Origin of the sequence: Pseudoalteromonas sp. APC 3358, assembly GCF_030408075.1 — a bacterium.
Lineage (GTDB): Bacteria > Pseudomonadota > Gammaproteobacteria > Enterobacterales > Alteromonadaceae > Pseudoalteromonas > Pseudoalteromonas arctica.
In genome coordinates this window covers 191,602-201,904 of sequence record NZ_JASDCE010000009.1, presented here as the reverse complement: position 1 = coordinate 201,904, position 10,303 = coordinate 191,602, and the positions used below count along the sequence as shown (strand labels likewise).

Sequence of the window (10,303 nt, the reverse complement as noted above, 5' to 3'; positions counted from 1 at the left end):
GGATACGCCGCCGCGCCCGTTTTGTCATTGTTGTACCACGCGTCAAACCCCGATAAATCGAGTTTATTTTCGACAATATAACAAAGGGCATACTCAAAAGTGCCAGGCAGAATTTGCTCAGCGAAATCGATAGGAATGAATTTATTTTGACAGGATAAGTCAGGCTTGTAGTTAGCCATAACAGTTTACCGTGGGTGAATAATATCTATTAGATCACAGAGAAAAGATGGATTCAAGGTTAAAAAGCAACCAGCCAAGAATAGTTGGATACGTTCCTAAAAAGAGTAATTCTACAGCCTCAACGCCTTCATAAGTTGAAAATGGGATACCGTATACTGATTTTGGCGGACGTACCCAGCGATAAGCATAACCTACATCCAAGAAATCAGAATACTTGTAAAAAGGAACACGCATTTTACCAGCGCTAAATTGCAGTTCATCGCTGTATTCATAAGTAACGTATGCCCATTCGAATGTAGCGTCAAAGTCATCCTCTCCACGCGCAATAATTTGAGCCGTAGCTGTTAGCTTTTCATGTAGGTCTGCAGATAATTGTAAAGCGAATTTACTCTCATTTTTAAAAGAGATATCGTCATCATAGCCGTACAAAGTACTGTCACTATCCAGACTTTTACCACCGACAATTGATGCAAAACCATTAATTCTTACCTCAGCACTAGCATAGCTAGATGCTAAAACTGCACATACAGCCATTGCTACAGATAGCTTTTTCATATGTTGTTCCTATTTGTTATTTAAATGTTGATTTCTTTATTAGTATAAGTGCATAACGAGTATTTATCTAATAAACAGAATGGTTTAAAGTTTTTATTTAATTTTTAGTCAATATTATTTTGTTTTTTAAATTAATTAGGTGCGAATGTTTGTGTTTAAAAATGTTTAGTACTGGGGTTGGATATAAAGCATACGATTGGTGATTCTTGTTTATAACGTCTTAATATAACTTACAAGCCGTAAGTATTGCATTTACTACCATATAGATTTGTTAACATTTAATTATAAGTGTTTTGCATAAGTTATTTAGTTTAAATGTTTATATTTTATATTGTTGCATAGTCGAAATTATTAATAAGTAAAGCTAGATATAAGCAAATAGAAACTTTCTAAACGGTGTTTTTATCATAAGATTACTCCTGTCTTAGCGAGGTTGTTCAAAGGAAATGGCGCTGATGAAGAAGCTAACTTGGTTTTTATTATGTTGCTTTGCAATGAATGCATTCAGTAACGATGAAGTAAGTTTAACTCTGGTAGGTCATATTTCACCAGTGTGCGGCTTTACTACTCAAAATAACAACCTTCAGTTTTCTTCAGATGGCCTTGCGAGTACAAAGCTAGTGATTAATTGTAATTCACCTATGCGAGTATCAATGCAATCTGAAAATGGTGGCCTGCGCCATCAGCAAAGTACTCAAATAAATGCTTATAACATTAATTGGTCAATAGAGGGGGTTTCAAGCGACGTTTCTGCAACAGCACTTGAGCTCAAATCTATGTACAATTTTGATGTTGATAAGATTTTATTTAACAGCGTAGCTAAATTACAGTTAAAACTAGATGAGCCTTTAATTTATGCCGGAAGCTACCAGGATGTGCTTCGCATAGAAATGACACCATCGGTTGTATCTGGTGGAGTTTGGTAAACACTAACTATAAAATATAAACAAATATGTCACATGGATAAGGAATATTAAAATGAAAAAGTTAATCGTGTTATCAGCAATTGCAACTCTAACATCTGGCGCAGCATTTGCTGAAAACCTTAATGTTGGTGGTGCAGTGTCATCGGTTTGTGCAGTGAGTAATATTAACACAACACAATTCTTCCAAACATTAACAAATGGTGCGACTAAAAACGTAGGCTTTGATTTGCAATGTAACGATGCCGATGGTGCTACTATGTCATTAACGACATCTGAAGGGCATTTACAGAATGCTGATCAAGAAAATCAAGGTGTTGGCTACACAGCAATGTTAACTGCAGACGCATTTAATTTTACACTTTCAGCTGAAAATGGTCAAAATGATCAGACAGAATCGCAAAGTCAGCCTGGTTCGTCAACGCTTGCTGCAGGAGGAGTCACAGGTAATATTTTATTAACTGTGACTCAAGAGCCTGTTTATGCCGGTACTTATGCAGATACGCTGATGTTGGCAATAACAGCTAACTAATTAGCATAATAAAAGGCAGTAATTACTGCCTTTTAATTTAGCAGGAGGGACTCTATATGCGTTATATCTTTTTAATGATACTTTTACTCAGCTCTTATTCTACACTGGCTTTTCAAGTTAAACCAATGGTCGCAGAGCTTGAATCATCAGGTAGCCAATCACAACAAACAATTCGTATATCTAACCCTTCAGATAGTTCTTTAACTATTGAGATATCAGCTTTTGATTTACTAATAGCTTCCAACGGTGATGAAACATTAAAAGCGAATGAAGAAGACTTTTTAATTATTCCCATGACTACAATTATTCCGTCCGGGAAAAGTCAGTCGGTAATTGTTCGATATATTGGCGAACCAATGTTAGAAAACTCAAAAGCATACCGAATAGCTATTGATCAGGTATCTGTTGATTTAGAGAAAGCGGGGCAATCAGGCGTTGGTATGTCAGTTAGCTTTAGAACTTTGTTTAATGTGGTGCCTAAAGGTGCTGAGGCAAAATTATTAATTAAAAATAAACGCCAAGTAGATACAGAAACATGGAATGTGCTTCTGGAAAATACAGGCAATAAATATATTCGCTTATCGCAGGCACAGTGGCTTATTAAAGGCGATGATCAAGAGCTATTATTAGAAGGGACCGAATTGAGTAAAGCATTGACTGGAAAAATTTTATTACCAAAATCTAGCCGTGAGGTCTCAATAAAAATTCCAACAAAGTTTAATGCAGCTAGTAGTGATCTAGAGGTCAATTTTTAATGCTGCGGATATGCAGTTACTTTCTTATATATGTAATTGTAATTGCACCGACCTTTGCTGTAGAAGTAACGCCTATGGTGGTTACTTTCTCCCCTGATAGTCGTTCAAGTAACGCTTCTAGCTTGGTTCACAATCAGTTACCAAGAGACATTGCTTTTGATATACAAATTTACGAAATTGACTTTTCTCAAGGCACGCCTAAATTAATTTCTTTAGATGACTCTCCATTGTGGGTTTTTCCTCCATCGCTATTTTTGCAACCAGGGCAAAGCCAGCAGTTGCAATTTAGATGGTTAGATAAAAAACTTCCTAGTACAGATAAAAGCTATCAAGTTAGTTTGATTGAGCAGCCCATTGCAAAGCAGTCTATAAATAAACAGTCACAACTTACGATGCTGTTAAATGTAAATTTAATTGTTCATTTGGATCAACCTCGATTAGTTCCTAAACTGACTATAAAAGAACCTCATGTTGAGGATGGCTTTATCGTCACTGAAGTATTAAATGAAGGAAAAGGGGCAGGACGATTAAGTGATTATGAAATAAAAATCACTAAAAATAAAACCCTGAGCGATCGAATTTTAAAAGATCAATTAAAAGCAAACGGATACGATGTTTTTTTTGCTCCTCATAGCACCAGTGTCATAAAAGTCCCTATGCCACAATCTTTACAGGAAGGAAGTTTAAATCATCTACGTTTAGTGCTGGCTCGCTAGTTATGCGAGTTTTATTATGCATATTTTTATTGAGCTTTACTCAATTATGTTATTCAAAAATTAACCCGTCTAAAAGAACCATCGAACTCAGTGTTGAAGCAGAACTGAATAAAAATGCTATTGGTAAATTAACTCTTGCAGTTGACCCAAATGATAATTTATCACTCAAATGGAGTGAAATTAAAGTTTCATTCGAACGACTTTTATTTTCAGAAGATTTTGATTCTTTAGAGTCTAAAGTTAATAAGAATGTTATTGATACAAAAGCATTAGAGTCATTTGGATATAATATTTCATTCGATATGAGTGATTTTAGCTTAGAAATATCAGTACCTCTTACACTGACTCGCCCTCAACAGCTAAGTTTAAAATCTGATTCAAGGAATTTAACAGCATCGGAACCCGCTAAACTAAGTGGATTTGTTAATGCTTATTCAAGTTATTTTTATCAGCAAGATAAAGGCGAGGACACAACAGATGAGCTCTTAGCTATTCGCTCTGAAATGGTAGTGAGCTGGGAAGGCTGGGTTTTAGAAAACGAAGTGGAGTATTTATCTGAAGTAGCTCCTACGTCATCAAATATTAGTCGCTTAGGTACTCGTATAATACATGACCTACCGCTTAGTGGGTTACGTATATCAGTCGGTGATAATTATAGTTCAGGTAGTTATTTTCAATCAACAGCACGGGTACTAGGTTTGTCGCTTTCACATGATTTTTCGCTAGTTTCTGACAGACCTATCAGACCCAGTGCTTCTCGTAGCTTTACCTTAGAGAGTCCATCCTCTGTAGAGGTGTTAGTTGGCGAGCGGATAGTACAAAAACTTAATTTAGCCGCAGGTATATATTCTCTTGATGATATTCCCCTTAATGAAGGAAGCAATAATATTACTTTGAGGATCACTGATATAGCAGGAGTTGTGCGTTTTGTTGATTTTGACGTAACGACAGGTTTAGATCTTTTTGCTCAAGGGCAACTTGAATATGAGTTTCATTTAGGCGTTCCTTCACGCTTAGGTAGTGAGCTAGATTATGATTACGACGAGCCACTAGCCAGCTTTTATCTTGATTATGGCATTACACCTAGCTGGACAGCGGGTGCGGCAGTACAGGGTGATGAGTATTCTCAGCAGGTTGGTTTTAAAAATATTTATGCAGCTAAAATTGGACAGATTGCGTTTGAAAATGCGATAAGTTTCAATGAAAAAACAGGCCATGCTTATCGCATTGTTTATAGTAACTATAGAAATCATAGTGATAATAACACTGACATTACGGTGGGTTATGAATACTCATCAAGATATTTTACAGGCCTTGGTTATCGGCCTGATTCTCAATCTAGTTCTCGCTTAAGAGAGCATTATATTCAGGCTAATTATAGTTTTTTTTGGGGCGATAATACGCAAACATCTTTTTTTACAAGCTTATCAAGGTCATATGATGAAGCTCAATTTGATAAATCAATTGGGGTTAGTCTTTCTGGTGAGATCGATAATAGCCAATGGAGATATAGTTTAGGTGGGCAGTGGGAGGGTCTCGCTGAAGAAAGTCAATGGGATGTAAGGTTGTCTGTCACTTATAAGTTTTCTAATACTCGACGGGCTAAATTATCTCACCAATCTAGGCGTGACAAAACACGTTTAGAATTCTCTCAAGATAGTAATCAGCGCTATGTTGGAGCTTTGAACATAAGAGCTGGGCTTGAAAAAAATGATCAAAATGAAGCTATTTTTGATTTAAATACTCAATATAACGCGAATCGTTTTGTTATGAACTTTGATCATGGGAGTTTTTACGAGCAATTTAATGAGGACTCAGCTTACCATCAGAGCCGATTAAGCTTGGCGTCAAGTATAGCATTTGCAGATAAGAGTTGGGCTGTTGGGAAACCCATATACGATAGCTTCGCTTTAGTAAAACCTCACTCTAGCCTTAAAGGAAAAAAAGTTATATTGGGGCAATATGAAGATGAATATAGGGCAGATAATGAAGACTTCGAGACTATTTTATTGAACGATATAAGTTCATACGCCTCAACCAACGTTGCAGTCGATATTGATAACTTAGCGCCAGGGTATGATATAGGTTCTGGTATTATTACTCTTTATTCACCTTATCGAACGGGTCATGCAATTACAATAGGGACTGCCGCTAACATATCAGTTATTGCAACGCTGTACGACCAACAAAAAAAGCCACTATCGTTACAGGTTGGAACGGCTATTTGTTTAGATAATAGTAGTAAGAAAGAGCATACATTTTTTACGAATAAAAAAGGACGATTTGCATTAACAGGTTTAACCGCCTGTAATTATGAAATTACACTTAAGAATGCAGAAAAGTCACATTTTACGATTGAAGTATCTGAAGGTGAACAATTACAGCGCAAAGGAGCTATTTATGTACAATAAAAAAGTAAGTTTATTATTGGGTGGTTTAGCACTATTTATTTTTACGCCTTTAATTCATGCGCAATGTGCTGCTAGGTTCGATAAGGTTGAACATATTTATGATGATTTTGAAAGCTACCATGCCTTACAGCAAGTAGACTCTAAGAAAGAGCTACGTATAAGCGTTATTAATGATGAGAGTTGTCAATTACAGCTCCTGATTACAAGTGAGAACCAAGCTCAGTTAAAAGGGCAATTTCAAAGTGTTCCGTACCAAATGCAAAGTATACAGAGTCAGTTAGTTAGCACATCAACTTTAAAGTTGAGCTTTACTAATTCTTCGACGATATTGTCATTACTAATACCATCAGGAACGCCGATTAAAGCTGGTGTCTATACAGATAGACTCCAAATGAAATTATACGATCAGGGGAGCAAGTTGTTAGATGAACGAGAATATAGCATTCAAGAAAATATTGTGCCTAGAACAAGTCTTTCTGTACTTGGGTATAATACATTTTCAAATACTATTAATTTGGGAGAGCTAATACCGGGTAAGGAATACACTATGTTACCTAGTTTACAAGTTGTTACTAATTCAGATATTCAATTATCTGTAAGTTCAGATAATAATGGTAAATTAATACACAGTCTCTATAGAGATAAATATGCAATTAATTACAGTCTAGATCTGGCTGGAAGATGGCTTGAACTAAATAACGTATCACAACATAAATTCTCATATTCAGGACAAACCGTTTATTTGTTACCTTTGAAAATTCAACTAAATGATTTTGAAAGGCAAGCTGCCGGTGAATATTCTGACATAATAAGGTTTCAAATAAGTCCGCTTAATTATTAACCTTATTTAAGTTTTTTTGACACCAAAGTAATGCTTGTTGCTTATTTTTTACAGCAATTTTTTGGTAAACTTTGTGTAGGTGGACGCGAACAGTAGCTTCACTTATAAATAAAGTGTCGGCAATTGCACTTGAATGTAAGCCAGAAAATAATAAGTTTAATACTTTCATTTCCTTGCAGGTTAAGTTGTTTGATTGCAACGTAGTTTGTTGTTCACTCGCTAGCATTTGCCTCATCCAATCATCGGTTACTGCACGAGGGAACCATAACTTTCCTTGTTCAATGGCTTCTAATCCTTGTTGAAGTAGTACTTCGTCAGTGCCTTCGTAAAACAATCCTTTTAAATTTGGCCACTCTTTTAATGCTAGTACATCGCAGTCTTTTGGGACATCAAAAATTACCAGTCCTTGGTGACCATTTTTTAGCATGAATTGATTAATAAGTTCATAATTGGTAATGACGTTTAAAGCTTGATAATTAACAAGTAAAACGTTGAAGTCAGCTGCAACACAAAAAAGTGAAGTGTAATTTGGATTTGTGAAGCATTTGAGGCTTTTATCAGCTGTGTTTTCAATATTCATAATATTCTATCCATAGACTACATTTTAGTACTATATTCTTATTTTTAGTTAATTTCAATGGTAGGAGAATGTGTTGTAGCTCTTTTTTTATACACTAAAGTACATGTGTAAAGTACGTTTTATGTGCTTTTTAAAATTGTATTTATGCGGTTTTTTGTTTTAAAACAGCTTTTTAGTGAGGTTGATATTAATGTTCTTTATTTATGATAATCCACCTAAAGCTAACAATGCCTAAATTGCTTTTATTCTTTATACATTTATTCAAATAATTTATACATTTCTTCACAATTCTGTCATATAATACCCATCCAGAGGAAAGATGCATTACGCATCTTTTTTTATGCCTGAAATTTATACTTTTAAGTATAAATGCATAACTAAATCACACGGTATCCTTTGGAGAATATTTTGAAATTACGTAACCTCTCACAGCTAAGTCTAGCAATTTTTGCTGCACTCACTACCTCTGTAAACGCCGAAGAAACTAAAACAACAGCTAAACAAGACGCATTTGAAAAGATAGAAGTCACAGCTCGTAAACGTACAGAGAGCCTGTTTGAATCTCCAACCGCTATCACTTCAATTGGCGCTAACCTAATTGATAAAGCCAATATGAGTAACCTAGAAGATATTGGTAAATATGTTCCAAATTTAAATATTACCCGCTATGGCGTGGGCAATTCTGCGCATGCGTCTGTATTTATCCGCGGTATAGGTTTGCAAGATCACATAATAACTACCGATCCGGGTGTGGGTGTGTATCTTGATGGTGTGTACTTAGGTCGTCAAATGGGTTCTAACTTATCATTACCTAATGTTGAGCGTGTTGAAGTGCTTCGTGGCCCACAAGGTACTTTATATGGCCGTAATACATTAGGTGGCGCTGTAAATGTAATTACAAAGCAACCTGGTGATGAAGGTATTGTTACTACTACAGCTAAGCTGGGAAGTCGTGGACGTATTGCCGGTGATGTTTATTTTAATAACTCACTAACAGATGATGTAAGTATGTCTGCAAGTGCATCGTACAAAACACGTGATGGTGTGGGCGAAGCTGTTAATTTAGCAAACCCAGAAAAAGAAATTGGTGAAGAAGAAGAATTTAGTGGTCGTGTTGCACTTAAATGGCAAGCAAATACCGACTTAGCATTCACTTTTTCTTTAGATGGTGTTGATAACGAATCTGGCCAATCGCCTTATACAATTGAATTGACAGACCCACTAGACTCAAATGATGTTTTTAATGGCGACTTCCCATTATTGACTCAAGATTTAATTCCATCAGACCCTGATGATTTAGGCACAACTGTTGCGGGTATTGAATCTACCTCTTACTCAGGTTGGGGCACATCGTTTTCAGCCGATTGGGCAATTAACGATACTTATACCACTAAGTTTATCTCAAGCTACCGTACATCTGAGTATGAAGGTGGCCTAGATGATGATGCATCACCTTTAAACTTGTCTGAGTTTCCAGAGGAGGGCGGTGCTGATCAGTACTCATTTGAAGTTCAGCTAAATGCAACATTCGATAATATGGACTTTGTATCTGGTCTTTACTTTTTTAATGAAGATGGCTTTACACGTTCAGGCCCGTTTGTATTTAGCCCATTTAATACACCTAATGGCTTGTTGAATGATGGTGTAACAGAATCATTTGGCGGTTACGGCGAATTTGAAATTAACCAAGAAACTAATTCGTATGCAGCATATATAAATGCCAGCTACGATTTAACTGACGATTTAACGGTTGGTGGTGGCCTTCGTTATTCAAAAGATAAGAAAGATGCAAATGCTATATTCCCATCATTTCCAACTCGTAAATATGTAAGTGCAGATTTTGATGCAGTTACGTGGGATGTAAATGCATCTTATCAGCTTAGCAATAATATGAATGTTTATGGCCAGATTCAAAAAGGCTATCAAACAGGTGGTTTTCCACCGCGTCCATTTGGTGGACCAGATCAATTTGTATCGTTTGACGAAACAAAAGCGATTAACTACGAAATGGGCTTAAAAGGCCAAGTACACGAAAATGTATCTATGATGCTTGCGGTATTTGTGACTGATTACACCGATTTAGCATTGCCGTTTTCAGATCCAACAGCGGGTGGTGGCTTTGTAACAATTGTAGAAAATGCAGGTCAATCTAAAGCGCAAGGTATTGAGCTTGAAACAACTGTTGCTATTACCGATGACTTTACTATTCGTAGTGCAGTTGGTTATTTAGATTCTGAAATAACAGAAGTGGCTGAGGGTGTACAAGGCATAGGTAAAGGCGATTCACCAGCACTGACGCCACGCTGGACTGTCATGGTTGCACCTTCTTACTTTATGGATTTAGAGAGTGGCGCAACACTTGCGTTTAATGCTAATTATTCGTATCGCAGTGAAATGCAAGGTCAATCAGTTTACAACCAAAGTGAGACCATTGATTCTCGTGAACTAGTTGGTTTTAATATTTCGTACACTAATCCATATGGCGATATGGAAGTTACACTGTATGGTGAAAACGTTCTAAACGAAGTTTACGATGTTGGTCGCCTACAACAATCAGGTTTTGTTGGTGTAATGCGCAGTAATGACCGCAGTGAATTTGGTTTGAAATTCAAAAAAGATTTTGAGCTATAAACTAAAATCAAGTAAATAAAATTCAATGTAATTGAAGTTTATTTTTCATAACAAAGGCCGAATCATGCTGTGATTCGGCCTTTATATATTCAATAGTAAAATTATTATCCACATAATTTAAATCCCTAATTTAAATTGCTGATTTAAAACAATCAACATAACCACTTTTAAGTATTTGT

8 protein-coding genes and 1 pseudogene are annotated in these 10,303 nt (G+C 36.1%); 7 read left to right on the top strand and 2 right to left on the bottom strand.

Features of this window, described 5'->3' with window-relative positions:
- Nucleotides 1-300: 300 nt before the first annotated feature.
- A pseudogene (locus tag QL995_RS15070) lies at nucleotides 301-735 on the bottom strand (hypothetical protein); the annotation flags it as partial.
- Nucleotides 736-1,190: 455 nt separating this feature from the next.
- On the opposite strand from QL995_RS15070, the gene QL995_RS15065 reads away from it, so the two are divergent.
- From QL995_RS15065 to QL995_RS15040, 6 genes are all read left to right on the top strand, one after another.
- Nucleotides 1,191-1,661, top strand: coding sequence for a hypothetical protein (locus tag QL995_RS15065; RefSeq protein WP_024590965.1), 471 nt, complete (start codon nucleotides 1,191-1,193; stop codon nucleotides 1,659-1,661).
- A 52-nt stretch (nucleotides 1,662-1,713) separates the two neighbouring features.
- Nucleotides 1,714-2,190 carry a hypothetical protein gene (locus QL995_RS15060; protein WP_010553857.1) on the top strand — a complete coding sequence of 159 codons (477 nt, stop codon included), beginning with the start codon at nucleotides 1,714-1,716 and terminating at the stop codon, nucleotides 2,188-2,190.
- A 56-nt stretch (nucleotides 2,191-2,246) separates the two neighbouring features.
- Nucleotides 2,247-2,945 carry a molecular chaperone gene (locus QL995_RS15055; RefSeq protein WP_024590966.1) on the top strand — a complete coding sequence of 233 codons (699 nt, stop codon included), beginning with the start codon at nucleotides 2,247-2,249 and terminating at the stop codon, nucleotides 2,943-2,945.
- 74 nt (nucleotides 2,946-3,019) lie between these two features.
- Nucleotides 3,020-3,661, top strand: coding sequence for a hypothetical protein (locus tag QL995_RS15050; RefSeq protein WP_148664645.1), 642 nt, complete (start codon nucleotides 3,020-3,022; stop codon nucleotides 3,659-3,661).
- 2 nt (nucleotides 3,662-3,663) lie between these two features.
- Entirely contained in the window at nucleotides 3,664-6,072 is a 2,409-nt protein-coding gene (locus QL995_RS15045; RefSeq protein ID WP_290294492.1) for a fimbria/pilus outer membrane usher protein, read from the top strand.
- Nucleotides 6,062-6,913: a hypothetical protein gene (locus tag QL995_RS15040; RefSeq protein ID WP_290294491.1), complete on the top strand. Its 852-nt coding sequence runs from the start codon at nucleotides 6,062-6,064 to the stop codon at nucleotides 6,911-6,913. The genes QL995_RS15045 and QL995_RS15040 overlap by 11 nt, the downstream gene beginning before the upstream one ends.
- Here the strand turns inward: QL995_RS15040 and QL995_RS15035 are convergent.
- Nucleotides 6,903-7,493, bottom strand: coding sequence for a LuxR C-terminal-related transcriptional regulator (locus QL995_RS15035; RefSeq protein WP_024590969.1), 591 nt, complete (start codon nucleotides 7,491-7,493; stop codon nucleotides 6,903-6,905). The genes QL995_RS15040 and QL995_RS15035 overlap by 11 nt on opposite strands.
- 408 nt (nucleotides 7,494-7,901) lie before the next feature.
- Between QL995_RS15035 and QL995_RS15030 the strand changes: the two genes are divergently transcribed.
- A complete protein-coding gene (locus QL995_RS15030; protein WP_024608607.1) occupies nucleotides 7,902-10,124 on the top strand; it encodes a TonB-dependent receptor in 2,223 nt (740 codons plus the stop codon).
- Nucleotides 10,125-10,303: the final 179 nt, after the last annotated feature.

What these genes read in the sequence shown, in the direction of transcription:
- QL995_RS15065 (WP_024590965.1), top strand. Translation starts at nt 1,191, where the DNA reads ATGAAGAAGCTAACTTGGTTTTTATTATGTTGCTTTGCAATGAATGCA.
- QL995_RS15060 (WP_010553857.1), top strand. Translation starts at nt 1,714, where the DNA reads ATGAAAAAGTTAATCGTGTTATCAGCAATTGCAACTCTAACATCTGGC.
- QL995_RS15055 (WP_024590966.1), top strand. Translation starts at nt 2,247, where the DNA reads ATGCGTTATATCTTTTTAATGATACTTTTACTCAGCTCTTATTCTACA.
- QL995_RS15050 (WP_148664645.1), top strand. Translation starts at nt 3,020, where the DNA reads ATGGTGGTTACTTTCTCCCCTGATAGTCGTTCAAGTAACGCTTCTAGC.
- QL995_RS15045 (WP_290294492.1), top strand. Translation starts at nt 3,664, where the DNA reads ATGCGAGTTTTATTATGCATATTTTTATTGAGCTTTACTCAATTATGT.
- QL995_RS15040 (WP_290294491.1), top strand. Translation starts at nt 6,062, where the DNA reads ATGTACAATAAAAAAGTAAGTTTATTATTGGGTGGTTTAGCACTATTT.
- QL995_RS15035 (WP_024590969.1), bottom strand. Translation starts at nt 7,493, where the DNA reads ATGAATATTGAAAACACAGCTGATAAAAGCCTCAAATGCTTCACAAAT.